The sequence below is a fragment of the Acidovorax sp. SRI_002 genome (assembly GCF_057586455.1).
Genome location: NZ_JBYCZW010000002.1, coordinates 502,423 through 528,393, shown reverse-complemented (window position 1 = coordinate 528,393; position 25,971 = coordinate 502,423). Strand labels below are relative to the sequence as shown.

Sequence of the window (25,971 nt, the reverse complement as noted above, 5' to 3'; positions counted from 1 at the left end):
CCGCGCTGGCGGCGTCCCCCCTCCCACGCGCAAGCGTGAGAGAGGGGGTGAAGGCGCGCAAGCGCCTCAGGGGGGTGCTCAGAGTTTCGACTTGCCGTCCGGCTCGTCCTTCTTCTTGTCGTTGCCTTCGATATATGGAGACCATGGCTTGGCCTTTACCGGGCCGGGGGTCTTCCACACCACGTTGAACTGACCGTCGGCCTTGATCTCTCCGATGAACACGCTCTTGTGCAGGTGGTGGTTCTTCTCGTCCATCTTGCTCACGATGCCCGAGGGCGCCTTGAAGGTCTGGCCGGCCATGGCGGCAATCACCTTGTCGGTGTCAGTGCTCTTGGCCTTGGTCACGGCCTGGGCCCACATGTTGATACCGATGTAGGTAGCTTCCATCGGGTCGTTGGTGAGCGGCTTGTCTTTGTGGCCGGCAATGCCCTTGGCCTTGGCGTAGTCGCTCCACTTCTTGATGAACTCGGTGTTGGCCGGGCTCTTGATGGACTGGAAGTAGTTCCATGCGGCGAGGTGGCCCACCAGCGGCTTGGTGTCCACGCCGCGCAGTTCTTCCTCGCCCACCGAGAAGGCGACCACAGGCACGTCCTTGGCCTTCAGGCCTGCGTTGCCCAGTTCCTTGTAGAACGGCACGTTCGAGTCGCCGTTGATGGTGGAGACCACAGCCGTCTTGCCGCCCTGGCTGAACTTCTTGATGTCCGCCACGATGGTCTGGTAGTCGGAGTGGCCGAACGGGGTGTACTTCTCGTCGATGTCGCTGTCCTTCACGCCCTTGGACTTGAGGTAGGCGCGCAGGATCTTGTTGGTGGTGCGGGGGTACACATAGTCTGTGCCCAAGAGCACCCAGCGCTTGGCGCTGCCGCCGTCCTTACTCATCAGGTAGTCCACCGCAGGGATGGCTTGCTGGTTGGGCGCGGCGCCGGTGTAGAACACGTTCTTGGACAGTTCTTCACCCTCGTACTGCACGGGGTAGAACAGCAGGCCGTTCATTTCTTCAACCACGGGCAGCACCGACTTGCGCGACACCGAGGTCCAGCAGCCGAAGATGACCGAGACCTTGTCCTGGCCGAGCAGCTGCTTGGTTTTTTCGGCAAACAGGGGCCAGTTGGAGGCCGGGTCCACCACCACGGGTTCGAGCTTCTTGCCCAGCACGCCGCCCTTGGCGTTGATCTCGTCGATGGCCATGAGCACCGTGTCTTTCAACACGGTCTCGGAGATGGCCATGGTGCCCGACAGGCTGTGCAGGATACCGACCTTGATGGTGTCCTGCGCGTGGGCTGGCAGCGCAGACAGGCCAGCGAGCGTAGCGACGGCCGCAAGGGCCTTGAGGGAATAACGACGTTGCATGTGTGCTTCTCCGGTGGTGGTTTCAATCAATCCAACAATCAAACCGCTTCGCTCGCCGGGCTCCCTCCGGAGGCCCTGGGTGATCGAGCGATGGAATGGATTCTGGAGAGCGAGGCCTTCTTCGGAAATACGCCGGGTGGCGTACACGGAGGTCCGGCTGCCCATGCGCAGAGCTTGGGCACCTGCGTTGTGTCGGGTAGGCGAAACGCTATGCAATCAGTAGCTAATAGCGCTTTATATATAAGCGCCAGGGGCCAAAAACACTCAAAATCTGCGGCAATCCCGGTGGTGGAGAAACGCCCCTCGGATTTACGATGGGCGGCTAAGGCCCCAATAAGGAATGAACCCATGGTGAAACGACGCACAGTGCTCCTCGGCGGCGCCGCAACAGCGGGCGCGCTGGTCATTGGCTGGGGCGTGATGCCGCCGCGCCAGCGCCTGCACCCGTCTGACCCGCTGCCGCAGACCCGCGGACAGGCCGCGCTGAACGGCTGGGTCAAAGTGGGGGCCGACAACACCGTGACGGTGATGATGGCCAAGTCCGAAATGGGCCAGGGCGCACACACGGGCCTGGCCGCCATCCTGGCCGAAGAGCTGGACGCCGACTGGGCGCAGGTGCGGCTGGAGATGACGCCCATCGACGATATCTACAACAACCTCGCCACGGTGGTGGACGGCCTGCCCTTTCACCCCGACAACGATGGCTCGATGAAGGCCGTGGCCGGCTGGCTGACTGCCAAGACGATGCGCGAGGTGGGCGTGATGATGACGGGCGGATCGAGCAGCATCAAGGACCTGTGGCTGCCCATGCGCGAAGCTGGCGCCCATGCGCGTGCGATGCTGATCCGCGCTGCCGCTGCGCAGTGGGGCGTGCAGGCGACCGAGTGCACGGCCAACGCAGGCTGGGTAGAACACTCTGCAGGGCAGCGCGCCACCTTTGGCGAACTGGCCGCCCTGGCCGCGCAGCAGCCCATGCCGGGCAAGGTCACGCTGAAGGAGCCCGCGCAGTTCAAGCTGATCGGCAAGCCGCTCACGCGCATCGAGGCGCCGTCCAAACTCGATGGCACGGCCGTGTTCGGCATCGACGCCAACCCGCCCGGCCTGCTGCACGCCTGTCTCGTGATGTGTCCCACACGCGGCGGCAAGGTGGCCCGCTTTGATGCAGCCGCCGCCCAGAAGCTGCCCGGCGTGAAGCACGTGCTCGAAGTGGCGCCCTACCACGGCGGCACGGGCGGCGTGGCCGTGATTGCCGACACGCCGTGGCACGCCAAAAAGGCCGCCGCCGCAGTCACCGTGGAATGGGACCACGGCCCCGCCGCCACCTTGTCGAGCGAAACCGTGATGGCGCGACTGGCCCAGGCGCTGGACCAGGCCAAAGGCTTTGGCTACCACAGCGCGGGCGATGTGGACGCGGCCATGCAAGGCGCTGCGACCACCATCACCGCCGACTACCGCGCGCCCTACCTGGCCCACGCCGCGCTGGAGCCGATCAACTGCACGGTGCAGTTCAAAGACGGCGCTGCCACCGTGTGGACATCCACCCAGGTGCCGGGCCTGGCGCGCCGCGCGGCGGCCAAGGCGCTAGGCATCGACGACGAAAAAGTGACCTTGCACCAGCTGCTGCTGGGTGGCGGCTTTGGCCGCAGGCTGGAGGCCGACTACGTGGCCCAGGCCGCCGCCATAGCCAAGGTGGCCGGTGGTGCGCCGGTGCAAACGCTGTGGAGCCGCGAGCAGGACACGCAGCACGACTTCTACCGCCCGGCGTGCATGGCCCGCTTCAAGGCGGGGTTTGACGCGCAGGGCCAGCTGGTGGCGTGGCACAACGTGTCGGTGGGCCAGGCCATCGTGCCGCAGGTGCTGGTGCGCACCTTTGGCCTCGCAGGCGCAGGGCCGGACAAGACCACGTCCGAAGGCGCGTTCGACCAGCCCTACGAATGGCCCCATGCGCGCATTGCGCACGAGATCGTCGACCTGCCGCTGCCGGTGGGCTTCTGGCGCTCGGTCGGGCATTCGCACCAGGCGTTTTTCAAGGAAAGTTTTGTGGACGAGGCCGCAGCAGCGGCCAAGCAGGACCCGGTGGCGTTTCGCGCCGCACTGCTGCAAAAGCACCCGCGCCATCTGAAGGTGCTGCAAAAGGCGGCCGAGCTGGCGGGCTGGGGCACGCCGCTGGCGCCCGGCGCGGCAGGCGAGCAGCGTGCGCGCGGTGTGGCGCTGCACCAGTCGTTCGGCTCCATCGTGGCGCAGGTGGCCGAGGTGTCGGTGGGGGCGGACAAGGCCATACGCGTGCACCGCGTGGTGTGCGTTGTCGACTGCGGTGCGGCCATCAACCCCAACCTGATTGCGCAGCAGATGGAAAGCGGCGTGGTGTTTGGCCTCACGGCGGCGCTGTATGGCGAGATCACCCTGAAGGACGGGCAGGTGCAGCAGAGCAATTTTCACGACGTGCCACTGCTCCGCATGGCCGACTGCCCACGGGTGGAGACCCACATCATCGACAGCGCCGAACCGCCCGAGGGCGTGGGCGAGCCCGGCGTGCCGCCCATTGCGCCTGCGGTGGCCAACGCCCTCTTCGCACTCACCGGCCAGCGCCTGCGCGCCCTGCCACTGAAGCTGGCCTGAATCGATTCAAGGAACCACCATGTCCACAACCTTGCGCATCAACGGCAAAGCTATCGCCGTCACCGCCGAACCCGACACGCCCCTGCTGTGGGTGCTGCGCGGCGAGCTGCACATGAACGGCACCAAGTTTGGCTGCGGCATGGCGCTGTGCGGCGCCTGCACCGTGCATCTGAACGGCGAGCCCGTGCGCGCCTGCATCACGCCCCTGTCGGCCGTGGGCGATGCCGATGTGACCACCATCGAGGGCCTGCAAGGCCCAGAGGCCACGGCCCTGCGCACCGCATGGACGGTGCTGGATGTGGCGCAGTGCGGCTACTGCCAGAGCGGGCAGCTGATGTCGGCCTGCGCGCTGCTGAAGAAGACCCCGAAGCCCAGCGATGCGGACATTGATGCCGCGATGGGTGGCAATGCGTGCCGGTGTGGGACGTATCCGAGGATTCGGGCGGCGATTCATCGGGTGGCTGAGGGGCGGGGTTAATTTTTGGTTGTTTCTGCCGCTGGCGCTTGTCCATAAAGCGCTTATAGCTATTATTTTTGCAGCATACCCCATGCTGTCGGCCATTCGGGCTGAGTTTGTCAGGGTCTGATCGGTTCATCTGCCCGTTCGGGCTGAGCTTGACGAAGCCTGGGCTTGTGCACTGGATTTGCCGCATGCCTGGTTGGAGGGCGGAGGCCGGGGTGTGCGCCCGGCGGCGCAGTAACTTTCTCTTGCCTCGCCAAGAGAAAGTCACCAAAGAGAACGCGACCCTACACGCTGCGTCCCCACACGCCCTTGCGGGCGTGTGGGGAAACCTGCGGTACTCGCGCCCAGCGGGGTCTCGCTCGAACTCGCTTCGTTTCACTGCGCTCAAACAATCGCGAGCCCTGATCCGCTGGCCGCTGCGCTCCTCGGCGCATCCTGAAGGGAACCCGGGGAGCAGACATCCATTCGGGCCATTGCTTCGCTCGGCCCAGTTTGCGCAGCGCGTGGCGCTTGCGCCCGCGAGGTGAGGCCGAGCGAAGCAAAGGCCCGTGTGGCTGTTCGGCTGTTGGATGTTCGGGTGCCCAACCCCCTGCTGGCTGCGCCTGCGGCGGGGCGGTTGCGGGGTGAGCATGGGCGTCGAAGCGCCCATGCTTCGTTAACTGACTCGCCGTGGTTGTCCGAGCGGCGCGCGCCAGCGCAAAGCGAGTTCCACGGCGCACCCCGCAACCGCCCCGCCGCAGGTTGCCCCTTCGCAACGCGAAGGGGTCGCAGACTGGGGGTCGCCCTTTCTTTGGTGACTTTCTTTCGGCGACGCGAAAGAAAGTTACCGCGCTGCCGGGCGCGCTCCCCGGCCTCCGCCCACAAACCAGGCACACCGCCCCCATACACACAACCCAGTTAGAGTATCGACCTCGCGCAACCCCTGGCCCGCCCAGGCCTCTTCTCCTCCCTCCCCATGTCCAACCTCGTCGTCCACGGCGGCACCCCGCTGCGGGGCCGCATCACCCCTTCTGCCAACAAGAACGCCGTGCTGCCCGTGCTGTGCGCCACGCTGCTCACCAACGAGCCGCTGCGCCTGCTGGGCGTGCCCGACATTACCGACGTGCGCAAGATCCTCGACATCTTCCGCACCCTGGGCAGCGATGTGCGCATGGACCACGCCACCGGCACGCTGGAGTTGCACCACCACGCCACCACGTTCGATGCCGCCCTCCACCGCCTGCCCGAGGAAATGCGCTCGTCCATCATGCTGGTGCCCCCGCTGCTGGCGCGCTTTGGCGTGGCGCGGCTGGAGGACAACGTCAAGGGTTGCACCCTGGGCGTGCGCGAGATCGACCCGCATGTGGAGGTGTTCCACCGCTTTGGTGGCCGCGTGGAGCGGGCGGAGGGCTCGCTGCTAATCCGCAGCGCGGGCCGGCTGCAGGCCAACCACCACTGGCTGGACTACGCATCGGTCACCACCACCGAGAACTTCGTGCTGTGCGCCGCCACGGCCGAGGGCACGTCGGTGCTGACGAACGCCGCGTCGGAGCCCCACGTGCAGGAGTTCTGCCGCTTCATGGCCATGATCGGCGTGCGCATTGAGGGCATGGGCACCTCGCGCATCACGGTGCATGGTGGCACCACCCTGCGCGGTGGCGAGTTCCGCTTTGACGAAGACTTTCACGAGATCACGACCTTCCTCGCCTTGGGCGCGATCACCGGTGGCGACGTGGTGGTGAAAAACAGCGCGCCCGAGAACTTTCCGCTCATCGACCGCACGTTTGCCAAGTTTGGCGTCACGATCACGCACGAGGACGGCTGGTCGCGCGCCCGGTGCGACGGCCCGCTCAAGGTGCAGACGCCGTTCACCAGCAACGTGCTGACCAAGGTCGAGGCCGCGCCCTGGCCGTATTTTCCGGTGGATCTGCTGCCCATCTTCATTGCGCTGGGGGTGCGGGCCGAGGGCAATGCACTGTTCTGGAACAAGGTCTACGACGGCGCCCTGGGCTGGGCGGGCGAGCTGTCCAAATTTGGCGCACACGTGTTCCAGTCCGACCCGCACCGGCTCGTCACCTTTGGCGGCAACCCGCTGACCCCTGCGGTGGTAGAGAGCCCTTACATCATCCGCGTGGCCATTGCGCTCTTCATGGTGGCGGCGAGCACGCCCGGGCGCTCGGAGATCCGCAACGCCACACCCATCCGCCGTGCCCACCCGCACTTTGTGGAGAACCTGCGCAGCCTGGGCGTGCAGGTAGAGTGGACGAGCGAAGAGTAAAGAGCGAGGGGGCCTTAGGCGGCGAAAACGCCGTCTGCGTCTTCGTCCGGCTCAATGAGTACATGGACCGCCGGGGCCCCAACCTGCTGCACATCGGCGCAGTACACGGCGTTGCGCCCCGTGCCCTTGGCGCGGTACAGGGCCTTGTCGGCACGGTTGACCAGCTCTTCAAAGCCGATGCCCGAGCCCTTGTGCATCGTGGCCACACCGATGCTCACGGTGACCGAAGCACTCGCACCCTGCTCATTCACGGGCACGCTCAACGCGGCCACATCGTGGCGCAGTGATTCGGCCACACGCAAGGCGCTGACGCCATCGGTTTCGGGCAATACGATCACAAACTCCTCGCCCCCGAACCGCGCCACGATGTCCACACCGCTGCGCTTGCGCGCCGCGCAGGCCTGGGCCACGGCGCAGATCACGCGGTCTCCCGCAAGGTGCCCCCAGGCGTCGTTGACCGTCTTGAACAGGTCAATATCCACCACCAGCAGGGACAGCGGGTGGTCAAAACGCTCGGTGCGTTTGCATTCGTTCGCGCCCAGTTCCATCAGCGTGCGCCGGTTGGCCAGGCCCGTCAGAGAGTCATTGGCGGCCAGCAACTCCAGCGCGGTATTGAGCTCCTGCAGCAGCTTGTTCTGCTCCAGCAGCTGCTGGTTGATCTGCGCAATCTCGTCTTCCTTCTGCTTGCGGTCATGGATGTTGAAGGTGACACCTATCAACCGCTTGCCGGGGGTGGCGCTGCTGCGGTCCATGATGCGGCCGTAGTTGGCAAACCAGATCCACTCGCCCGCCTTGGAGCGCAGCCGGAACTCGGCACGGTACTGCGGCGTGATGCCTGCCACGTGGTCGGCCACCGCCTGCTTGACCTTGTCCAGATCGCCAGGGTGGAACAGGCCAAAGATGTCCTGCACGCCCGTCACGATTTCGTCCTGGGTAAAACCCAGCTCCTCAAAGGTCTTGGAGGCCTTGTGGGTGACCTGGCCGCTGACCAGGTCGTTCTCCCACAGGTCCAGCCCGGCGGCCTCCAGCACCAGCTCCAGCCGCTCCTTGTTCAGGTCTGCTTCATCACCCATGGCGGCAAAAACCCTTGATTCTTCAGGCCGACGGCATGGCCCCGGCGTAACCCATATTGCGCAGCAAACCGGCAAACGACGCCACCACACCCGGGGTGTTGTAAAGCTGGGGGGCCGTCCGTACGGCGATCACGCTGACCATCTGGCCCGTGCTTTTGCCCGTGGTGGGATCGAAGTACAGGGCCAGGTCGTCGCTGGCGTTGGAGAAGCCGCGGCCCGTGCTTTCCGAGTAGTAGCAGATGGAGTCGGGGGCGATGACATCGGGCGCCACGCTCGCAGACGAGTACATGATGAGGTTCTCGTTCAGGTTGTACAGATAGTGCGTCTCGGTGCTCAGGCTCGGGTCCTGTGTGTTGTCCAGGCGGATGATGCCCGAATCCAGCGACGCGCTGGAGGTGGACTGCGTGACCGAGGTGATGAAAAAATTGGTCACCACCGCGCTGGCTGGGCGGCCGGTGATCATGGTGATCACACCGGCCACTGCAGCGGTGGCGGGCGGCGTGGCGGCCTGTAGCAGAAACTGCCCCAGGCCCCGCGCCTGCTCCAGCGTGCCCGGTATGTAGCTGCCCGACAACGCAAAGCCGTTGCCCGCGTTGGAGGGCCACATGGCGATGCCCGAATACCCGCCAAACCCGGCCACCACGCCACCCGCCAGGGTTTCCACGCGCGCAGCGGTGGAGGCGCCCAGCACGGCGGATTCCAGATCCACCAGCGTAGAGGCATCGCTGGCCAGCACAGCGGGGCACGGCGCAAGCTGCGCACCGCCGGTGAAGGTGGTCTGGGGCAGTTCGGGCACGGCACGGCCGGCGCCATCGCCGTTGACCACCCAGACCGCGCCCTGCGACATGGCCGCGCCAATGAGCGGCACCAGCGAATTGATGGGCCCGATCTCCACAGGGATCAAGGCGCCCAGCAGGGCACCGGTGCTGGCCTCCATCACGGCCACGGTGTTGCTGACCGAGTTTTGCACCGCAGACAGCGTGAGGCTGTCGGCCGCATCGGGCGAGCCCATGATGGCGAGCACACAGGCGTTGGTGGCGCCGTCATAGTCCTGCACCGTGACCGTGCCGCTCCAGCCCTGACCAGCCAGCTCCTGAAGGATCGAACAAGCGTCGTGGTAGCTGCCGCCCCCCCCACTGGCCAAAACCGCTGCGCCCGCCGCAATCGACTGGAAATCAGCCAACCCATAGTTATAGACAACACCCATCTGGCGCCCCTCTCTTTTGGTATGGGAGGCACGATACGCCTGCCCGGTTGGTTGTCAATCCGCTGCATCCCATGCGGGCCCAGGGCGCCAACGTGGTATGACCCGGATCAAGGGCACGCAAGTTCTGCGCCCAAGAACCGCACGGCCAACACCCGCAGCTGAGCGCACCAGGGCGGAAAGCACTCTGGCCTCGCGGTGCGCCATCGCCTATGCTCTGTCTGCGTTGCAGTTTTGTTGTTGTTTTTCCTGGCAGATGCCTACCCACACCATGAGCCTCCCCGATAAATCCCCCGTCTACGGCACCGAAGATCTGCTGATCAGCCTGTGCAACTCCGTCACCCGGGTCTTGAACGTGGCCACCCACAGCCAGATCCACTACTCCGGCATGGTGCAACGCATCAGCAAGACGTGCCTCAAGCCCGACATCGGCTGTTTTGTGCTGTTCGATGGCGGCTTCTCGGGGCTGGTCATCATCAACTTCTCGGCCCAGGCCGCGATGGAGCTGTATGCCAACTACCTGCTGAACATGGGCATGTCCAAGGACGATCTGGTCAGCTCCTACACGTCGGACGAAGTGAGCAACGTGATGGGCGAGCTGATGAACCAGGTGGTGGGCGACTTCACCGGCAAGGTGCGCCGCGAGCTGCAGACCCACATCACCCAGAACCAGCCCAAGATGCTGGTGCTGAACAAGCAGGTGATGCTGAGCGTGGACGCCAACCTGGACAAGCCCGAAGCCCGGCGTGTGACCTTCTACACCAGCAACAACAACATCTTCTACCTGGAACTGGCCATCGACCGCACCGAGTTCATCAAGCTCTACGACTTCGAGGCGCAGGAAGTGCCGGATGCCGACGCGCTGATGGCCCAGTCGCAAGAAGCCCCTCCCGTGCCCGCGCCACCGCCTGCGGGGCAGGACGACACAGACGCGCTGCTGAAGTCGCTGGGGATGTAGTTGATTCAAAAATAATAGCTATAAGCGCTTGTCAAATAAGCGCTAAAGCCGATTTTTGACCCAACTAGTCCACTGAAACCGAGAAATCGGCTGTGCGCCGAGGTGGCAGCGGGTGCAGCGCAAGGCGCGGACTGCGGCCAAGGCTGACCGCCTTGGCAAAGTCCGCAACGCCGCGATGCGCCTGCTGCCACCCCGGCCCGAAGGGTGAGGGTCTGGCAGGGCCGCCCTCGTCGTTGCCGTGCTCGCCGGGTGTGCAACCCGGCTGCGCCCGCCGCCTAGAGTGCGGCCCTGCCAGACCCTCACGCTCAGCCGATTTCTCGGTTTCAGTGGACTAGGGCTACCACTCCCTTCAGAAGACATGCGGGGCATGCGTCCTACACCCGCCCCCGCGCAACACTGACCGGGGCCGCCGGGCCAGGGCCTAAGCTGAAACGCTCATCACCCTGCCACTCGGAAGAGCCCACCATGCCACGCGGAACCTGGAGCGCCAAACGCGAGCGCCAGTACGAACACATCAAGGACAGCCTGCTGGAACGCGGCAAGGACGAAGACACGGCCGAGGAAATCGCGGCCCGCACGGTCAACAAGGAACGCGCACAGAACGGCGAAAGTAAAACCGTCGCCCCCAAGACCCTGCATGCCACGCCTGCGCCCGTGCGCGGAGGCAGGAACTCGCACCGTGGCCCGCAGGGGCGCACCCGGGATCAGCTCTACGAAGACGCCAAACGGCAGGGGATCAAGGGGCGCTCAAAGATGAACAAGCAAGAGCTGGAGAAGGCTGTGGGCCGCTGACGCGCGGCCTAGGCGGTCACACTGGCTCTTCAAAATTCATAGCTACCAGCGCTTTAGCAACCAGCGCTAGCGGCCAAAAACACCAAAATCTATCCCTCAAACTGCGGGTGCAGCTGCCGGATGCGGTTCATGGCCATGGCCGCCGCTGCGGTGCGCGTCTCCACCCCCAGCTTGGCGAACACGCGCTCCAAGTGTTTCTTCACCGTGGCGGGGCTCGCGCCCAGGATGTCGCCGATGTCGCGGTTGATCTTGCCCTTGACCACCCAGTACAGCACCTCGGCCTCGCGCGCGGTGAGCTTGAAGGACAGGCTCATGGATTCGATGATCTTCGCGTCCGACACCTCGCGCATCACGATGAGCCAGTCGCCGCCGCCGGCGCTGTCCCCCGCCTGCTGGTGCAGGCGGAAGGTGAGGCGGCGCGCGCCCTGTTCCACCGCCAGACGTGGCGGTTCCGCCAGCGATGCGGCCAGCAGCTCGGCGGCGTTGTCGGCCAGCACATGGCGGCGCAGCCAGGCCTGCACCGGCTCGGGCGCCCATTGGCCAAATGCGGTGGGCGTGCCATCGGGGCTCACTTCGCCAAAGTAGCTTTGCAGCAGCTCGCGCGCCAGCGGGGTTTGCCAGACGATGCGGCCGTCCGACGCACGCACGGTGATGCTGGCGTAGCCAAACGCATCGAGCGCGTTGCGCGCCTCGCGGGCCTGGCGGGCGTCCTGCCGGGCCTTGCGGGCTGCGCCCAGGTGCACGCCCATGCGCGCCATCACCTCGCGGGGCTTGATGGGCTTGGTGACGTAGTCCACACCACCCGCCTCCAGCGCGGCCACAAGGTGCTCGGTTTCGGTGAGGCCCGTCATGAAGATGATGGGGATGTGTGCCGTGGCGGGCGATGCCTTCAGGCGCCGCGCCACTTCAAAGCCGTCCATGCCAGGCATCATGGCGTCGAGCAGAACAATGTCGGGCAGGGCCTGCGCTGCGCGCTGCAGGGCTGCCTCGCCATGCGTGGCGACCAGCACGGTGTAGCCCGACTCATCGAGCGCGTCGTGCAGCACGGCCAGGTTGTCGGGCACATCGTCCACGATGAGCACCACGTCGCTGTCGCTGCGGTCCAGCGCCGCGCCGGGCGCTGCGGATGCGTGAATGGGTAGTGGGTTGGTGGTGGTCATCACGATGGCGCCTGCTCCAGGATCTGGCCCATGGCATCGAACTGGAACTGCTTGGCCAGCTGCCGCATGGTGCCCACAAAAGCGCTGTGCGCGGGCTGGCTGCGTTCAATGTCGTCCAGCGTGTTGAGGATGCCACGGTAGTAGCCCAAAGACACTGCCTGGGCCAAGGCGGCAAGGGCGGTGGTGTCGGGGTATGTGAGGGGCGCATCCGCTGCCGCAGGCAAGGCGGGGGTCGTATTGGCTTCGCCGTATTGCCACAGCAACCCCAAACGGCGCTCCAGCCAGTCGAGCAGCTCGCTATGGCGCACGGGCTTGACGATGAAGTCTTCGGGGCGGATGTCCACGTCGTTGTCCAGCGCCTTGTCAAACGCATTGGCGGAAACAATGGCGCAATGCACGTTCGGCAACCGCATCTGCCGCACGCGCCGCAAGGTCTCCCACCCGTCGATGCCCGGCATGGCCAGGTCCATGAAGATTGCGTGCGGCCGGTAGCCGGTGGCCAGGAGATCCAGCGCATCGTGGCCGCTGGCCGCCTGGCGCAGCTCAAAGCCCAGGGGTTCGAGCAGTTGCACCAGCAGCTCGCGGTCGGGCTCTTCGTTGTCCACGACCAGGATGCGGCGGCGCTCGCCGGCATACCCTCTGCGCGCGCGCTGGGCTTGCACAGCCACAGGCGCCGCCGCCTTGCCCAGCGCATCCCCATGCACCTCGGGCAGAAACAGCTTGACGTGGAACACAGAGCCCACGCCTGGGGTGCTGCTCACCGTCAGCTCGCCGCCCATGAGCGCGGTGAGCATCTTGGCAATGGTCAGGCCCAGGCCTGCGCCCGGCGCGGCCGCGGTGTTGCCACCGCCCGAGCCGCCGCGCGCAAAGGGCTCGAAGATGCGCTCGATCTCCTCGGACGTGAGGCCTGGTCCGGTGTCCTGCACCTCGATGCGCGCCATTTCGCGTGCATAGCGCACGCGCAGCGTGACGGTGCCGTGCGCGGTGAATTTGACGGCGTTGCCCAGCAGGTTGATGAGGATCTGGCGCAGGCGCTTTTCGTCGGCACGCACCACTTCCGGAATCACGCCCAGCACATCAAACTGGAAGGCCAGGCCCTTGGCCGCGGCCTGCAGTTCAAACAGGCTGGCCATCTCATGCAGGCCATCGGAAAAACGCATGGGCGTCACGTCCAGCGTGAGCTTGCCGGATTCGATGCGCGCGATGTCGAGCGTGCCCTCGATGAGCGAGAGCAGGTGCTCGCCCCCCCGGCGGATCACATGTACCGCCTGCTTGCGGTGCGGGGGCACGCCCGCGTCCTCGCCCATCAGCTGCGCGTAGCCCAGGATGGAGTTGAGCGGCGTGCGGATCTCGTGGCTGATGGCGCTGATGTAGCGGCTCTTGGCCTGGTTGGCCTGGTCGGCAGCGCGCTTGGCTTCTTCGGCCACCTGGCGCGCCTGCTCGGCCACGCTGCGCGCGGTCTGCAGGGCCTCGTCGGTCTGGCGGTGCAGCTCGATCTCGCGCACCAATAGGCCCGTCTGCCGGTTGGATTCCTCCTGCGCCACCTGGCGGCTTTTGTGCGCCAGCACCAGCCACCAGGCCACGATGCCCGAAATGACCAGCAGTGCAAGATAGGCCTTGAGCAGGCCCGAGCGCAGCGCCACTTCGGGTGCCGCCATCACCTCGGTGTCAGTGGCCGCCTGGGCGATGGTGTTGAGCTCCTGGTGGTACAGCAGCCCCATCACCGAGGCCAGCAGCGGCGCTATCACCAGCATCAGCAGCAGGAAGTGACCCAGGCCCGTGTCCAGGTAGCGCCACATGGCGCGCGGCAGCACCCAGCGCAGCGCGGCCGACCATTGCACCGCCATGCTCGCGTGGGGTTTGCACAGGTCGCCGCATCGCGCATCGAGCGTGCAGCACAGCGAGCAGATAGCCCCCCGGTAAGCAGGGCACTGGGCCATGTCCGGGGCTTCGTACTCGCGCTCGCAGATCACGCAGCGCTGCACGGTGTAACGCACGTAGCTGCCCAGGTCAGCACCTTGTTTGCCGCTGACCGGACCGTGCATGGGCACCGCCACCACATCGGTCACCGCAGCGGGATCGGGCTGGCGCGCAATGTAGTAGCGCCCTCCAGTGGCCCAGGCAATGAGCGGTGCGGTGACAAAGGCCACCGCCATCGCAATCACCGCCGAGAACGCCTGCGGCAGCGGTCCGAACAGGCCCAGGTGCGCGCTGATGGACAGGATGGACGCGAGCGCCATCGAGCCCACGCCCACCGGATTGATGTCGTACAGGTGCGCGCGCTTGAACTCGATGCCCTTGGGCGACAGGCCCAGCGGCTTGTTGATGACGAGGTCGGCCACCACCGACATGATCCAGGCGATGGCGATGTTGGAGTACAGCCCCAGCACCTCGCCCATGGCGCGGAACACGTTCATCTCCATCAGCATGAATGCGATGAGGGTGTTGAACACCACCCACACCACGCGCCCCGGGTGGCTGTGGGTAAGGCGCGAGAAGAAGTTCGACCACGCCAGCGAGCCTGCGTAGGCGTTGGTCACATTGATCTTGAGCTGCGAGACCACCACAAACAACGCCGTGGCCGCCACCGCCCAGCCGTAGTGGGGGAACACGTATTCATACGCGGCCAGGTACATCTGGTTGGGGTCCACCGCACGCTCGGCAGGCACCATGTGCGTGAGCGCCAGATAAGCCAGCAGCGCGCCGCCCAGCATCTTGAGCACGCCCAGCACCACCCAGCCCGGCCCGCCCACCAGCACGCCCAGCCACCAGCGCCCACGTGTGGCGGGGGTGGATGCGGGCATGAAGCGCAGGTAGTCGGCCTGCTCCCCCATCTGGGTAATGAGCGCAATACCGACCGTGAGCGCCGCACCAAACAAGGGCAGCTGGAATGTGGCGCCCCGCATTGACTCACCACCGTAGTGCACGATGCCAGAAAACGCACCAGGATCGCGCACGATCACATACACAAACGGCACCACCAGCATCACCAGCCACAGCGGCTGTGTCCACACCTGCAGGCGGCTGATGGCCGACACGCCATGCGTGACCAGCGGAATCACCACAATGGCGCAGATGAGGTAACCCCAGGTGGGCGGGATGTCGAGCGCCAGCTCCAGTGCGTAGGCCATCACGGCGGCCTCCAGCGCGAAGAAGATGAAGGTGAAGCTCGCGTAGATCAGCGAGGTGAGCGTGGAGCCGATGTAGCCAAACCCCGCGCCGCGCGTGAGCAGGTCCATGTCCACCCCATAGCGCGCCGCATACACGCTGATGGGCAGCCCCGCCAGGAAGATGATGAGCCCCGTGGCCACGATGGCCCAGAAGGCATTGATGAAGCCGTACTGCACCAGCAGCGTGGCGCCCACGGCTTCCAGGATCAGGAAAGACGCAGCCCCGAACGCTGTGTTGGCCACGCGCCATTCAGACCATTTGCGAAAGCGCTGGGGGGTGTAGCGCAGTGCGTAGTCCTCCATGGTCTCGGTGGCGACCCAGCTGTTGTAGTCGCGGCGCACCTTGACGACCTGCTGCGGCGCTTGCGCGTCGGCATCCGGCCCCAATGCGGGCGCCGAGGCCACGTCGGGCGGGACAAGAGAGGCGGTGGAGGGAGGCATGGACAGGGGTTGCGACAAGCCCTGCAAGTGCAGTTTCCATGCCACGGCCGCCGCGGGTGGGCACCACCCCTGCGCCCTCTGGCGTATGGCGGGCACGGGGCTTGCTGCCTATGATGAATCCGCTGCCCTTCGGACCGCACGGCCATCGATGACGATTGCCCCGTGTGTCCGGCCTGGACAACCCGCCACACGAGCCCACCCCTCCTTACATTGAGCAGAACGACATGGAACTGACCCCTCGTGAGAAAGACAAGCTGCTGATCTTTACCGCCGCCCTGCTGGCCGAGCGCCGCAAGGCCCGGGGCCTGAAGCTCAACTACCCCGAGGCCATGGCCCTGATCAGCGCCGCTGTGATGGAAGGCGCGCGCGACGGCAAGACCGTGGCGCAATTGATGAGCGAGGGCCGCACCGTGCTCACCCGCGCGGACGTGATGGACGGCATCGCCGAGATGATTCCTGACATCCAGGTCGAGGCCACCTTCCCCGACGGCACCAAGCTGGTCACCGTCCATCAACCGATCGTCTGACCCCCTTTCTCTCTGTCCCTCGTTCTTTCTGTGGAGCCCCCATGCGCATCGCACTCTCACACCGCCACACAGCCGCTCTCCTTTTCATAGCTGCCAGCGCAATCAGCACGTGCGCCAACGCCCATACAGGCGCTGAATCCCACATCCACAACAGTTTCTTCAGCGGCCTTGCCCACCCCCTGTTCGGCCTGGACCACCTGGCCGCCATGGTGGCCGTGGGCCTGTGGAGCGCCCTGGCCGCGCGCAGCGCCGGGCGCGAACTGCTATGGGGCCCCGTGGGCTTTGCGGCCATGCTGCTGGTGGGCGCCGTGCTGGGCCTGCAGGGTGTGGCGCTGCCTGCTGTGGAGCCGATGATTGCTGCGTCGCTGCTGGTCACAGGCCTGCTCGTCGTGTCGCGCCTGCGCGTGCCCGGACTGGTGGCGGCGCTGGGTGTGGGCGTGTTCGCTGTCTTCCACGGCGTGGCCCATGGCCACGAACTGGCAGGCAGCGACAGCGCCTGGCAAACCCTTGCGGGCATGCTGACCGCCACCGTGCTGCTGCATGGCACGGGTCTCGCGGCGGGGTGGGCACTGCGCCACCGCCATGTGTGGCTGGCGCGCGCCGCAGGTGCGGGCGTGGCGGTGTTCGGTGGTGCGCTGCTCGCGCAAATGGCCTGACCCGTTGACCCACCAGGAGCACGCAATGATCCCAGGCGAACTCTTCACCGAACCCGGTGAACACCCGCTCAACACCGGCCGCCGCACCCTCACGCTGGTGGTACGCAACACCGGCGACCGCCCGATCCAGGTGGGCTCGCACTACCACTTTGCCGAGACCAACAATGCGCTGGGCTTTGACCGCGCGGCTGCGCGCGGCATGCGGCTGCACATTGCGTCGGGTACCGCCGTGCGCTTTGAGCCCGGCCAGGAGCGCACCGTGGAGCTGGTGGATTACGCCGGCGACCGCCGCGTGTTCGGCTTTCAGGGCCTCACGCAAGGTGCGCTCTAGCACTGAACCGCCAAGATTTGAGCCAAATTGGCCTCTAGCGCTTTATGGATAAGCGCTAGCAGCTATTAAAACAATAGTATTTATCGCCCACCGGAAAGCGGAGCACCCCACCATGGCAACCATTGGACGACGCGCCTACGCCGAAATGTTTGGCCCCACCGTGGGCGACCGCGTGCGCCTGGCCGACACCGAACTCATTCTCGAAGTCGAAGCCGATCACACGCTGCGCGCAGGCAGCTACGGCGAAGAGGTGAAGTTTGGCGGCGGCAAGACCATTCGCGACGGCATGGCACAAAGCCAGCGCAGCAACGCCCAGGGCGCGGTGGACACGGTGCTGACCAATGCCCTCGTGGTGGACCACACCGGCATCTTCAAGGCCGACATCGGCTTGCGCGCAGGCCGCATCGCATCCATCGGCAAGGCCGGCAACCCCGACACCCAGCCCGGCGTGGACATCATCATCGGCCCCGGCACCGAGGTCATCAGCTGCGAGGGCAACATCGTCACTGCAGGCGGCATCGACAGCCACATCCACTTCATCTGCCCGCAGCAGATCGAAGAGGCCCTGGCCAGCGGCGTGACCACCATGCTGGGCGGCGGCACCGGCCCCGCCACGGGCACGCTGGCCACCACCTGCACGTCGGGCCCCTTCAACATGGAGCGCATGCTGCAGGCCGCCGACGCCTTCCCCATGAACCTCGGCTTCCTCGGCAAAGGCAATGCCAGCCTGCCCGATGCGCTGCACGAGCAGATCAACGCGGGCGCCATCGGCCTCAAGCTGCACGAAGACTGGGGCACTACGCCCTCGGCCATCAGCAACTGCCTGGACGTGGCCGAAGAAACCGACACGCAGGTGGCCATCCACAGCGACACGCTCAACGAATCGGGCTTTGTGGAGAACACCATTGCCGCCGTGGGTGGGCGCGGCATCTGCGCCTTTCATACCGAAGGCGCGGGCGGCGGCCATGCCCCCGACATCCTGCGCGTAGTGGGCGAGGACAACTTCCTGCCCAGCTCCACCAACCCCACCATGCCGTACACGCACAACACGCTGGACGAGCATGTGGACATGCTCATGGTGTGCCACCACCTCGATGCCAGCATTGCCGAAGACCTGGCCTTTGCCGAGAGCCGCATCCGCAAGGAGACCATCGCGGCCGAGGACATCCTGCACGACCTGGGCGCCATCAGCATGATGAGCAGCGACAGCCAGGCCATGGGCCGCGTGGGCGAGGTCATCCTGCGCACCTGGCAGACCGCGCACAAGATGAAGGTGCAGCGCGGCAGCCTGCAAGGCGACAGCGCCCGCAACGACAACACGCGCATCAAGCGCTACGTGGCCAAGTACACCATCAACCCCGCCATCGCCCACGGCATCAGCCATGAAGTGGGTTCGCTCGAAGTGGGCAAATGGGCCGACATCGTCATCTGGAAGCCCGCATTCTTCGGCGTGAAGCCCGCGCTGATCCTGAAGGGCGGCCTGATCGCCATGGCGGCGATGGGTGACCCGAACGCCTCCATCCCCACGCCCCAGCCCGTGCACTACCGGCCGATGTTTGGCGCGTTTGGCGGAGCGATTGCCAAGACCTCCCTCACCTTTGTCTCGCAGGCAGGTTTGGCGGCGGGCATCGGTGAGCGCTTCGGCCTGCGCAAAACGCTGAGCGCGGTGCGCAACATCCGCAGCGTGCGCAAGCAGCACATGGTGCACAACAGCTACACGCCCAAGATGGAAATCGACGCGCAGACTTATTCGGTACGCGCAGATGGGCAGCTGCTCACTTGCGAGCCCGCCACCGTACTGCCCATGGCGCAGCGCTACTTTTTGTTCTGAGGCCCACGTCCCATGAGCGCCGTATTGCAAGACCTGATGATCCGCCTGGACGACCTGAGCGACCCGCGCATTGAAGCCTTCATGCAAGAGCACCTGGTGGACATGCGTGCCGTTTCACCGCCTGAAAGCGTGCACGCGCTGGACATGGACCAGCTGCGTCAGCCGAACATCGCGTTCTGGTCTGCCTGGCTGACCGGAGTGGATGGCGACATGCTGGTGGGCACGGGCGCGCTCAAGCGGCTCGATGCCGGCCACGCTGAACTCAAATCCATGCGCACCAGCACCCGCCATCGCGGCCGGGGCATTGCGCGCCAGCTCCTGAACCATTTGCTGCAAGAGGCCCGTGCACGCGGCTTTGCCCGCGTGAGCCTGGAGACCGGCACGCAACCGTTCTTCGAACCCGCGCGGCAGCTCTACCTGCAGAACGGCTTCGTCGAATGCGGCCCTTTTGCCGGCTACTGCCTCGACCCTTACAGCTTCTTCATGACCCGTACGCTGTAAACAAACGCGCTGCCCAGGGTTGAGCCCCTGGCACACAATGCACGTTTGCCCGCTGCAACAAAGAATCTCCATGATCCAAGCCTCCAAACTCATCCCCCAAGGCAAGGGCCTTGCGCCCATACTGGTCAAGCGCGCCACCACCATCGAGCTGGACTGGGACGTGCGCCAGAAAAGCCGCTTTGCCGCCACCGACTCCGCCGGGCGCGAACTGGGCATCTTCCTGCCGCGCGGCACGCTGGTGCGCGGCGGTGACGTGCTGGTGGCCGAAGACGGCTCCATGGTCCGCGTCATCGCCGCACCGCAGCCCGTGCTGGTCATCACGCACAGCACACAGCACGGCACCCCCTTCGACCTGACCCGCGCCGCCTACCACCTGGGCAACCGGCACGTGCCCATCGAGCTGCAGCCCGACCACCTCAAGATCGAACCCGACCACGTGCTGGCCGACATGCTGCGCGCGATGCACCTGATCGTGACTGAGCAGAACTTGCCCTTTGAACCCGAAGGCGGGGCCTATGCGGCGGGACACGGTGGCGGGCACCACCATGGTGGGCATGACCACGGACATGACCATGGGCACGATCACGATCACGATCACGATCACGATCACGATCACAGCCATGATCACAGCCACGCAGCAGCAAACACCGCAGCCCCAGGCCCCGGGCGCACCGTATCCATCCCCGTGGTGGCCCAGGGGCATGTGCACGGCCCCCACTGCAACCACGACCACTGACTCCCCGCTCCATGCGCCTGGACCGCCCCGCGCGCCTGCCCGCCGCCAGCTTCCTGCAGCTGATGTGGCTCGCTTCCCCCGCGCTGCCCGTGGGCGGGTTCTCGTATTCCGAAGGGCTGGAAAGCGCCATTGAAAACGCGGGCCTCGCCAGCGAAACCGCCGTGGGCGACTGGCTGCTGGACCAGTTGCACATCACGCAGGCGCGCGGCGACATGGCCCTCATCGCCAAAGCAGCAGGCGCCTGGCGCCGCGCCGACTGGGCGCACGTGCGGGAACTCAACGACTGGGTGCTACACACCCGCGAAACGAGCGAACTGCGCCTGCAGACCGAGCAGATGGGCCGGTCGATGACCGACTGGCTGCGCAACCAGCACCAGGGTAACGAAGAGTCCCTGCCCGCCATCCGCCACCTGGCCGCCCTGCCCCCCACATACCCCGTGGCATTTGCACTGGCCGCCTCCACCACCCAGGCGCCCGTGCGCGATGTTCTGCTGGCCTACGCCTTCGGCTGGGCCGAAAACATGGTGCAGGCCGCCCTCAAATCCATGCAGCTGGGCCAAAGCGCGGGCCAGCGCATCCTCGCAAAACTGGCCGATGCCATACCTGCCGCCGCCGACCACGCCATAGGCCTGATGGATAGCGAGCGCCAGGCCTTCTCGCCGATGCTGGCCATCCTGAGCGCCCAGCACGAAGTGCAATATTCAAGACTTTTTCGCTCCTAGCGCTTGCGAATCCTGCGCTAGCAGCTATTGATTTGATAGTAAATTACGCCATGACCAACACACTGCACCACATCCCGAACCGCACCAAAAACCTGCCCCCGCTGCGCGTCGGCATCGGCGGCCCCGTGGGCTCCGGCAAGACCACGCTGCTGGAAATGCTGTGCAAGACCATGCGCGATGAATACGACCTCATCGCCATCACCAACGACATCTACACCAAGGAAGACCAACGCCTGCTGACAGTGAGCGGTGCCCTGCCCGCCGAACGCATCCTGGGTGTGGAAACCGGCGGCTGCCCCCACACCGCCATCCGCGAAGACTGCTCCATCAACCTCGAAGCCATCGACCGCATGTTGGGCGAGTTTCCCAACGCCGACATCGTGTTTGTGGAAAGTGGCGGGGACAACCTGGCCGCCACCTTCAGCCCCGAGCTCTCGGACCTCACCATCTACGTGATCGACGTGGCCGCTGGCGAAAAAATTCCCCGCAAGGGCGGCCCCGGCATCACCAAGAGCGATCTGTTCATCATCAACAAGACCGACTTGGCCCCCCACGTGGGCGCCAACCTGGACGTGATGCACGCCGACACCACCCGCATGCGCACCAACGCCCAGGGCCTCAAGCCGTTTGTGATGACCAATCTCAAAACCCTGGCAGGCGTGGCCGATGTGGTGAAGTTCATCGAGACCCGGGGCATGCTGAAAAAATCAGCACCCGCAGTCAGCTAGAATTCGCGCCTTCCCTCCCGGAGACTTGGGTGAGTGGTTTAAACCAGCAGTCTTGAAAACTGCCGACGGGCAACCGTCCGTGAGTTCGAATCTCACAGTCTCCGCCAAAACATCCAACACAACGGGCCTTCACGGCCCGTTGTGCTTTGTGCCCCACCACCCTACCCGCCGTCAGTGGCGGCCTTCGGGCAAGCCAGAAGCATGGGGCGAAATGGGTGTCAGATCTTCTGGTCGGCACACCTCCTCACTGCCGGCCAATCGGACCCACAGGCCCGTTCTTCGGATGATGACGTAGTCCACGCTGACACGTCGGCCCTTGTAGATGAATTGCGCCCCGGGCTTGTACAGAATCATTCTGGTTTTGTAATCAAAAGCGGTGGCCCCACGATGACACCCCACTTGGCTGTGAATGATGCAGCCCCCTAGCGCAACGTGCAGAGGATGGGGTCAAAGAACCCAGTATTCACCTGCTCATTCACGACAAGCCCCATGTCTTGCGGTTAGCGGTGCAGGCACTGGCAGGACGGGAAACGGGCAAAAAAAAGCCCGCTGGGTGCGGGCTGAACACTTGCTTGTGCAAGCGGGAGGGATGTCGACGGGGTATCGACGGACAAATAGTAGGCCGCCCCGTGACCGAGGTGTGTAGGACATCTTCGACTTTCTGAAGGACGTCTTCCAAGCCCGCTGACCCGGCGCGTGCACGCTGGGCGGTCACGCACCATAAATCCGCACACAACCGCGCCCAGAGGCTTTCGCCAGGTACATCGCGGAATCGGCCTTGCGCAGCAGCTCTTCGGCGTTCGTGGCGTCGGCGGACGACATCACGATGCCTACAGAGGCTCCGATCTGGATGAAATGCGATTCAATCTCCGTCGGCTGGGCAATGGCCTGCACCAGGCGCTCGCCCAGCCGGAGAGCGCTGTCGCGGTCAGAGACGCCACGCTGCAGCAGGGCAAATTCGTCGCCCCCGAGCCGCGCCACCACGTCGTTTTCGCGCGCCGCCTGGGCGAGCTGCCGGGCCACCCACGCCAGCAATTGGTCGCCCACGGCATGTCCGAAGCGGTCGTTGATGGGCTTGAAGCCGTCCAGGTCCACATACAACACGGCAAAGCCCTGGCCCTGGCGCCGCGCATCGGGCACCGCCGCCTGAAGGGTTTGCAGGAAGGCCGAGCGGTTCAGCAACCCCGTGAGTCCATCGTGTTCGGCAACATGCCGTATGCGGTGCTCGGCCTGTTTGCGCTGGGTCACGTCGGTGAAGGTGCGCAGCGCACCTCCACCTTTGATGGGCACGGTCTGGACCTCCAGGATGCGCCCGTCGGGCCGGGGGCGGTCATAGACCTGCTGCTGATCGACCCCGCCGTCACTGTTCAGCAGCATGTCTTGGATCTCTTGCGAGGCCCCGTCAAACTCGCCCCGTGCGCGCAGGTAGGCCAGTACATTCACCAGCGAGGGCTTGGAGGCCATCAGTTCGACGGGCAAATCCAGCAGCTCTAGCGCGCGGCGATTGCACAGCTCCACAATGCCCGTGGCACTGATCTTGGCCACGCCCTGGTCCATGTTTTCCAACGTGGCTTCCAGCAGGATGGACTTCTCACGCAGTTGCGCCTCGCTGTCGCGGGCACTGCGCTCGGCCTGGGCAAGCCGACGCTGCTGGCGCTTGAACTCGGTGATATCCACATGTGCATAGAACACGGTCCCGTCCAAACCCTGCTTGGCGATCACGCGGCTCCAGCGGTTGCGGGGCAAGGGCACCTCAAACGGTGCGCCTGCAAATCGCATGTGTTCGTGCAGGATGGTGAGCCCCTCATAAAAGGGCGCCATGTCACCCGGCCCATCCGCAGCCCAGGCCCCCCGGTAAATGTCCTCAAAGCTCAGGCCCGTTGCAGCGGCGCGATCAACAAGGCTGTACATCTGCATGAACGGCTCGTTGACCCATTGAATGCGCTGGTCCTCCCCACAGATCATCAAGCCATCGGGAATGCGGTCAAAAAGCTCTGTACTTTCCACCATGGGGCTGCGCGGATAGCCGGGCTCGTGGATGCTGGCATCGCCCACCTTGTCCAGCTTTTCCTGTTCTTGTGGACTTTGCACCGCCTCTGCACGCCAGACCCGCACGCGCCCCACCCCGGCGATCGGCAACGACGATACGTGGACCCGCAGGCCCCGGTGCTCAAAGCTGTAGGGGCGCGTCTGTGCACGGTGCCGCTCCACGCCTGCCGCGATGTAGCGGTCGATATTGGGCAGCTCCTGCGCATCCAGCCGCTCGGTGTAAAAGCGCCGCAGATTGGCGTGGTAGGGCTCGCCCACGTAGACATGCCCCTCATGCTCCGGGAAGAACTTGAAGAACGTACGGTTCCATGCGAGCGTGCAATCGTTTTCGTCAAACGCGCACAAGGCGACGTCCAGACCATCCAGGGTGTCGCCGAGAGAGTGGATGAGGCTGAAGATGGGATCGTCGGACATGGTGGTTCGGGGATGCACAAACTCGGTTGCCAGAAGCCCGTGCGCTCCACACTGGCCCCGGTGTTCTGCCTACCCAGTGCGGGGCGCAGACCACCAACAGTCCATTGTGCGGACAGGGCCTTACGGCAAACCATCGCCGGGCACCCTTCGTGCAAGGGAGGCGCACTGCCTGTCGCATTCAGTCAACATTTTCTTGACCCTCATCAAGTCATCCAACCAGCTGGAGGGACAACCGCCCTCCCCCCGTGTTACGCGTGGACACCCGCGCTCACAGGGCTTCCGGTATGGTGAGGGTCTTGTTTTCTGGAGCCTCACCCATGACGAAAATCCCTTTTGGCATCTCTGGCAGCCTGGTGGTTGCGGCGCTGATGACGGGTTGCGCCAGCCAAGGCCAGCCCCCGGCCCCCTCTGGCAGCCCGGCGCCGGCAGAGCCCGCGCCAGGCGGCCTGTGCAACGCCCAGCCGGCCCAGTCGGCGGTGGGGCAGAACAGCACGGCATCGGTGGTGGAACTGGCCCGGGTGCGGTCGGGCGCACAAATGGCCCGCGTCCTGCGCCCCGGCCAGATCATCACCAAGGAATTCAATGCCCAGCGGCTCAATCTGGAGGTGGATGCCAACGGCCGCATTGTGGCGGTGCGCTGCGGCTGACCACGCGGGGGACGGTGCGCTGCACACAGCGCCAACCATAGGCAGGTGCGGCGGCGCCACGGCATCGGCGGTAGCCCCGGTCAGTCCGCCAGGAACAGCTCCTGCAGGTCGCTCAGAAAATCAAAGCCCCGCTCTGTCGGGCGAACATGGGTCAGGTCGCGCTCGATCAAACCTTTGCTTTCGGCCGCCTTCAACCCCTTGGCGATGGTGGTCAGCGGCAAACCCGTGCGATCCATGAAATCCTGCAGCGCAAAACCACCGCGCAGGCGCAGGGCGTTGAGCATGTATTCAAACGGAAGTTCGGCCCGGCGCACGTCTTCATCCTGCGCCACAGCCCTGCCGGCCAGGGCGTTGTCCATGTAGCGGCCTGGGTCGCGAAAGCGCACCTGGCGCACCACGCGGTGCGCAAAACTGAGTTTGCTGTGTGCGCCCGCGCCAATGCCCAGGTAGTCACCAAACTGCCAGTAGTTGGTGTTGTGGAAACACTGGTGGCCGGGCTGCGCGTAGGCCGATATTTCGTAGCGCGCCATGCCCACCTGGCCCGTCATCTCGGTGATGCGGTCGAGCATGGCGTAGGCCTGGTCGTCCTCGGGGATGGCCGGCGGAAACTTGGCGAAGTAGGTGTTGGGCTCGATGGTGAGGTGGTAGATGGAGATGTGCGGCGGTTTGAAGGCCAATGCCGTCAACATGTCCTGCTCCAGCTCTTGCGGCGTCTGGCCCGGCAACGCGTACATGATGTCGAGGTTGTAGGTGTCAAACGACGCGGCAGCCTCTTCCACCGCCGCCAAGGCCTGGCTGCGGTCATGCACGCGGCCCAGGGCCTTGAGGTGCTGGTCGTTGAAGCTTTGCACCCCCACCGACAGGCGCGTGACGCCCGCAGAGCGGAAGGCGCGGAAGCGGTCTTTCTCGAACGTGCCGGGGTTGGCCTCCAAGGTGATCTCGCAGTCGGGCGCAAGGAGCAGGCGGGCGCGGATGTCGCCGATCAGCCGGTCAATGGCGGCTGGTGAAAACAGGCTGGGCGTGCCCCCACCGATAAAGATGCTGTGCACCGTGCGGCCCCAGATGAGCGGCAGCGCGGCCTCCAGGTCGGCCATCAGCGCGTCGATGTAGCGCTGCTCGGGCACCCCTGCATTGCCCGCCGCATCGCGGCCACCTTCGCGGTACTCATGCGAGTTGAAGTCGCAGTACGGGCATTTCTTGAGGCACCACGGCAGGTGCACATACAGCGACAGGGGCGGCAGGCTGGGCAGCTGCAGCAGGCCGGGGCGCATGTAGTGCTGGATGTCGCGCACCACGGCGGGTTCGGCCTCAGCCTGCGGCGTGATCGGGATGTGGGCCACGT

Annotated in this window: 21 protein-coding genes and 1 tRNA gene; 15 read left to right on the top strand and 7 right to left on the bottom strand. The window is 65.3% G+C overall.

Annotation, left to right across the window (positions count from 1 at the left end; translation table 11 throughout):
- Positions 1 to 78: 78 nt before the first annotated feature.
- A complete protein-coding gene (urtA, locus tag AC2YJX_RS07390) occupies positions 79 to 1,350 on the bottom strand; it encodes an urea ABC transporter substrate-binding protein (RefSeq protein WP_121423059.1) in 1,272 nt (423 codons plus the stop codon).
- Positions 1,351 to 1,698: 348 nt separating this feature from the next.
- Here urtA and AC2YJX_RS07385 point away from each other — a divergent pair, with 348 nt between their 5' ends.
- The 3 genes from AC2YJX_RS07385 to AC2YJX_RS07375 all read left to right on the top strand — a co-directional run bounded on the left by AC2YJX_RS07385 (position 1,699) and on the right by AC2YJX_RS07375 (position 6,689).
- Complete coding sequence (locus AC2YJX_RS07385; RefSeq protein ID WP_487255653.1) at positions 1,699 to 3,969, top strand: xanthine dehydrogenase family protein molybdopterin-binding subunit; 2,271 nt, start codon at positions 1,699 to 1,701, stop codon at positions 3,967 to 3,969.
- Positions 3,970 to 3,988: 19 nt separating this feature from the next.
- Positions 3,989 to 4,447: a (2Fe-2S)-binding protein gene (locus AC2YJX_RS07380; RefSeq protein WP_487255652.1), complete on the top strand. Its 459-nt coding sequence runs from the start codon at positions 3,989 to 3,991 to the stop codon at positions 4,445 to 4,447.
- A 940-nt stretch (positions 4,448 to 5,387) separates the two neighbouring features.
- Complete coding sequence (locus AC2YJX_RS07375; protein ID WP_487255651.1) at positions 5,388 to 6,689, top strand: UDP-N-acetylglucosamine 1-carboxyvinyltransferase; 1,302 nt, start codon at positions 5,388 to 5,390, stop codon at positions 6,687 to 6,689.
- Between the two features lie 14 nt (positions 6,690 to 6,703).
- Here AC2YJX_RS07375 and AC2YJX_RS07370 read toward each other — a convergent pair whose 3' ends face one another.
- Together AC2YJX_RS07370 and AC2YJX_RS07365 are read right to left on the bottom strand one after the other, a co-directional pair.
- Positions 6,704 to 7,762 (bottom strand): sensor domain-containing diguanylate cyclase, encoded by a 1,059-nt coding sequence (locus AC2YJX_RS07370; RefSeq protein ID WP_487255650.1) that lies wholly within the window; start codon positions 7,760 to 7,762, stop codon positions 6,704 to 6,706.
- A 22-nt stretch (positions 7,763 to 7,784) separates the two neighbouring features.
- A complete protein-coding gene (locus tag AC2YJX_RS07365; RefSeq protein WP_487255649.1) occupies positions 7,785 to 8,969 on the bottom strand; it encodes an S-methyl thiohydantoin desulfurase domain-containing protein in 1,185 nt (394 codons plus the stop codon).
- A 268-nt stretch (positions 8,970 to 9,237) separates the two neighbouring features.
- Between AC2YJX_RS07365 and AC2YJX_RS07360 the strand changes: the two genes are divergently transcribed.
- Together AC2YJX_RS07360 and AC2YJX_RS07355 are read left to right on the top strand one after the other, a co-directional pair.
- Positions 9,238 to 9,924 (top strand): DUF3334 family protein, encoded by a 687-nt coding sequence (locus AC2YJX_RS07360; RefSeq protein ID WP_121422533.1) that lies wholly within the window; start codon positions 9,238 to 9,240, stop codon positions 9,922 to 9,924.
- 465 nt (positions 9,925 to 10,389) lie between these two features.
- Positions 10,390 to 10,716: a plasmid stabilization protein gene (locus AC2YJX_RS07355; protein WP_487255648.1), complete on the top strand. Its 327-nt coding sequence runs from the start codon at positions 10,390 to 10,392 to the stop codon at positions 10,714 to 10,716.
- 89 nt (positions 10,717 to 10,805) lie between these two features.
- On the opposite strand, the gene AC2YJX_RS07350 is transcribed toward AC2YJX_RS07355, so the two are convergent.
- Positions 10,806 to 11,876 carry a response regulator gene (locus AC2YJX_RS07350; protein ID WP_487255647.1) on the bottom strand — a complete coding sequence of 357 codons (1,071 nt, stop codon included), beginning with the start codon at positions 11,874 to 11,876 and terminating at the stop codon, positions 10,806 to 10,808.
- Positions 11,876 to 15,487: a hybrid sensor histidine kinase/response regulator gene (locus AC2YJX_RS07345; RefSeq protein ID WP_487255646.1), complete on the bottom strand. Its 3,612-nt coding sequence runs from the start codon at positions 15,485 to 15,487 to the stop codon at positions 11,876 to 11,878. The genes AC2YJX_RS07350 and AC2YJX_RS07345 overlap by 1 nt, the downstream gene beginning before the upstream one ends.
- Positions 15,488 to 15,711: 224 nt before the next feature.
- Here AC2YJX_RS07345 and AC2YJX_RS07340 point away from each other — a divergent pair, with 224 nt between their 5' ends.
- The 9 genes from AC2YJX_RS07340 (at position 15,712) to AC2YJX_RS07300 (ending at position 21,626) form a co-directional block, all read left to right on the top strand.
- Complete coding sequence (locus tag AC2YJX_RS07340) at positions 15,712 to 16,014, top strand: urease subunit gamma (RefSeq protein ID WP_055399013.1); 303 nt, start codon at positions 15,712 to 15,714, stop codon at positions 16,012 to 16,014.
- Positions 16,015 to 16,055: 41 nt separating this feature from the next.
- Positions 16,056 to 16,670, top strand: coding sequence for a HupE/UreJ family protein (locus AC2YJX_RS07335; RefSeq protein WP_487255645.1), 615 nt, complete (start codon positions 16,056 to 16,058; stop codon positions 16,668 to 16,670).
- 25 nt (positions 16,671 to 16,695) lie between these two features.
- A complete protein-coding gene (locus AC2YJX_RS07330; RefSeq protein ID WP_487255644.1) occupies positions 16,696 to 17,001 on the top strand; it encodes an urease subunit beta in 306 nt (101 codons plus the stop codon).
- Between the two features lie 112 nt (positions 17,002 to 17,113).
- Positions 17,114 to 18,832 (top strand): urease subunit alpha, encoded by a 1,719-nt coding sequence (gene ureC, locus AC2YJX_RS07325; RefSeq protein ID WP_487255643.1) that lies wholly within the window; start codon positions 17,114 to 17,116, stop codon positions 18,830 to 18,832.
- A gap of 12 nt (positions 18,833 to 18,844) precedes the next feature.
- Entirely contained in the window at positions 18,845 to 19,333 is a 489-nt protein-coding gene (locus tag AC2YJX_RS07320; protein ID WP_228898679.1) for a GNAT family N-acetyltransferase, read from the top strand.
- A gap of 70 nt (positions 19,334 to 19,403) precedes the next feature.
- Positions 19,404 to 20,069 (top strand): urease accessory protein UreE, encoded by a 666-nt coding sequence (gene ureE, locus AC2YJX_RS07315; protein WP_487255642.1) that lies wholly within the window; start codon positions 19,404 to 19,406, stop codon positions 20,067 to 20,069.
- Between the two features lie 11 nt (positions 20,070 to 20,080).
- The gene (locus AC2YJX_RS07310) at positions 20,081 to 20,791 is read left to right on the top strand and encodes an urease accessory protein UreF (RefSeq protein WP_228898686.1); all 711 of its coding nucleotides are present in this window, start codon (positions 20,081 to 20,083) and stop codon (positions 20,789 to 20,791) included.
- 50 nt (positions 20,792 to 20,841) lie between these two features.
- A complete protein-coding gene (ureG, locus tag AC2YJX_RS07305) occupies positions 20,842 to 21,519 on the top strand; it encodes an urease accessory protein UreG (RefSeq protein ID WP_228898687.1) in 678 nt (225 codons plus the stop codon).
- Positions 21,520 to 21,538: 19 nt separating this feature from the next.
- A tRNA-Ser gene (locus tag AC2YJX_RS07300) sits at positions 21,539 to 21,626 on the top strand.
- Positions 21,627 to 22,230: 604 nt separating this feature from the next.
- Here the strand turns inward: AC2YJX_RS07300 and AC2YJX_RS07295 are convergent.
- The gene (locus tag AC2YJX_RS07295) at positions 22,231 to 23,982 is read right to left on the bottom strand and encodes a diguanylate cyclase domain-containing protein (RefSeq protein ID WP_487255641.1); all 1,752 of its coding nucleotides are present in this window, start codon (positions 23,980 to 23,982) and stop codon (positions 22,231 to 22,233) included.
- A 317-nt stretch (positions 23,983 to 24,299) separates the two neighbouring features.
- Here AC2YJX_RS07295 and AC2YJX_RS07290 point away from each other — a divergent pair, with 317 nt between their 5' ends.
- Positions 24,300 to 24,629 (top strand): I78 family peptidase inhibitor, encoded by a 330-nt coding sequence (locus AC2YJX_RS07290; protein WP_082437489.1) that lies wholly within the window; start codon positions 24,300 to 24,302, stop codon positions 24,627 to 24,629.
- 80 nt (positions 24,630 to 24,709) lie between these two features.
- Here the strand turns inward: AC2YJX_RS07290 and hemW are convergent, their stop codons facing one another.
- Positions 24,710 to 25,969: a radical SAM family heme chaperone HemW gene (gene hemW, locus AC2YJX_RS07285; RefSeq protein WP_487255640.1), complete on the bottom strand. Its 1,260-nt coding sequence runs from the start codon at positions 25,967 to 25,969 to the stop codon at positions 24,710 to 24,712.
- Positions 25,970 to 25,971 lie beyond the last annotated feature (2 nt).

What these genes read in the sequence shown, in the direction of transcription:
- urtA (WP_121423059.1), bottom strand. Translation starts at nt 1,350, where the DNA reads ATGCAACGTCGTTATTCCCTCAAGGCCCTTGCGGCCGTCGCTACGCTC.
- AC2YJX_RS07385 (WP_487255653.1), top strand. Translation starts at nt 1,699, where the DNA reads ATGGTGAAACGACGCACAGTGCTCCTCGGCGGCGCCGCAACAGCGGGC.
- AC2YJX_RS07380 (WP_487255652.1), top strand. Translation starts at nt 3,989, where the DNA reads ATGTCCACAACCTTGCGCATCAACGGCAAAGCTATCGCCGTCACCGCC.
- AC2YJX_RS07375 (WP_487255651.1), top strand. Translation starts at nt 5,388, where the DNA reads ATGTCCAACCTCGTCGTCCACGGCGGCACCCCGCTGCGGGGCCGCATC.
- AC2YJX_RS07370 (WP_487255650.1), bottom strand. Translation starts at nt 7,762, where the DNA reads ATGGGTGATGAAGCAGACCTGAACAAGGAGCGGCTGGAGCTGGTGCTG.
- AC2YJX_RS07365 (WP_487255649.1), bottom strand. Translation starts at nt 8,969, where the DNA reads ATGGGTGTTGTCTATAACTATGGGTTGGCTGATTTCCAGTCGATTGCG.
- AC2YJX_RS07360 (WP_121422533.1), top strand. Translation starts at nt 9,238, where the DNA reads ATGAGCCTCCCCGATAAATCCCCCGTCTACGGCACCGAAGATCTGCTG.
- AC2YJX_RS07355 (WP_487255648.1), top strand. Translation starts at nt 10,390, where the DNA reads ATGCCACGCGGAACCTGGAGCGCCAAACGCGAGCGCCAGTACGAACAC.
- AC2YJX_RS07350 (WP_487255647.1), bottom strand. Translation starts at nt 11,876, where the DNA reads ATGACCACCACCAACCCACTACCCATTCACGCATCCGCAGCGCCCGGC.
- AC2YJX_RS07345 (WP_487255646.1), bottom strand. Translation starts at nt 15,487, where the DNA reads ATGCCTCCCTCCACCGCCTCTCTTGTCCCGCCCGACGTGGCCTCGGCG.
- AC2YJX_RS07340 (WP_055399013.1), top strand. Translation starts at nt 15,712, where the DNA reads ATGGAACTGACCCCTCGTGAGAAAGACAAGCTGCTGATCTTTACCGCC.
- AC2YJX_RS07335 (WP_487255645.1), top strand. Translation starts at nt 16,056, where the DNA reads ATGCGCATCGCACTCTCACACCGCCACACAGCCGCTCTCCTTTTCATA.
- AC2YJX_RS07330 (WP_487255644.1), top strand. Translation starts at nt 16,696, where the DNA reads ATGATCCCAGGCGAACTCTTCACCGAACCCGGTGAACACCCGCTCAAC.
- ureC (WP_487255643.1), top strand. Translation starts at nt 17,114, where the DNA reads ATGGCAACCATTGGACGACGCGCCTACGCCGAAATGTTTGGCCCCACC.
- AC2YJX_RS07320 (WP_228898679.1), top strand. Translation starts at nt 18,845, where the DNA reads ATGAGCGCCGTATTGCAAGACCTGATGATCCGCCTGGACGACCTGAGC.
- ureE (WP_487255642.1), top strand. Translation starts at nt 19,404, where the DNA reads ATGATCCAAGCCTCCAAACTCATCCCCCAAGGCAAGGGCCTTGCGCCC.
- AC2YJX_RS07310 (WP_228898686.1), top strand. Translation starts at nt 20,081, where the DNA reads ATGCGCCTGGACCGCCCCGCGCGCCTGCCCGCCGCCAGCTTCCTGCAG.
- ureG (WP_228898687.1), top strand. Translation starts at nt 20,842, where the DNA reads ATGACCAACACACTGCACCACATCCCGAACCGCACCAAAAACCTGCCC.
- AC2YJX_RS07295 (WP_487255641.1), bottom strand. Translation starts at nt 23,982, where the DNA reads ATGTCCGACGATCCCATCTTCAGCCTCATCCACTCTCTCGGCGACACC.
- AC2YJX_RS07290 (WP_082437489.1), top strand. Translation starts at nt 24,300, where the DNA reads ATGACGAAAATCCCTTTTGGCATCTCTGGCAGCCTGGTGGTTGCGGCG.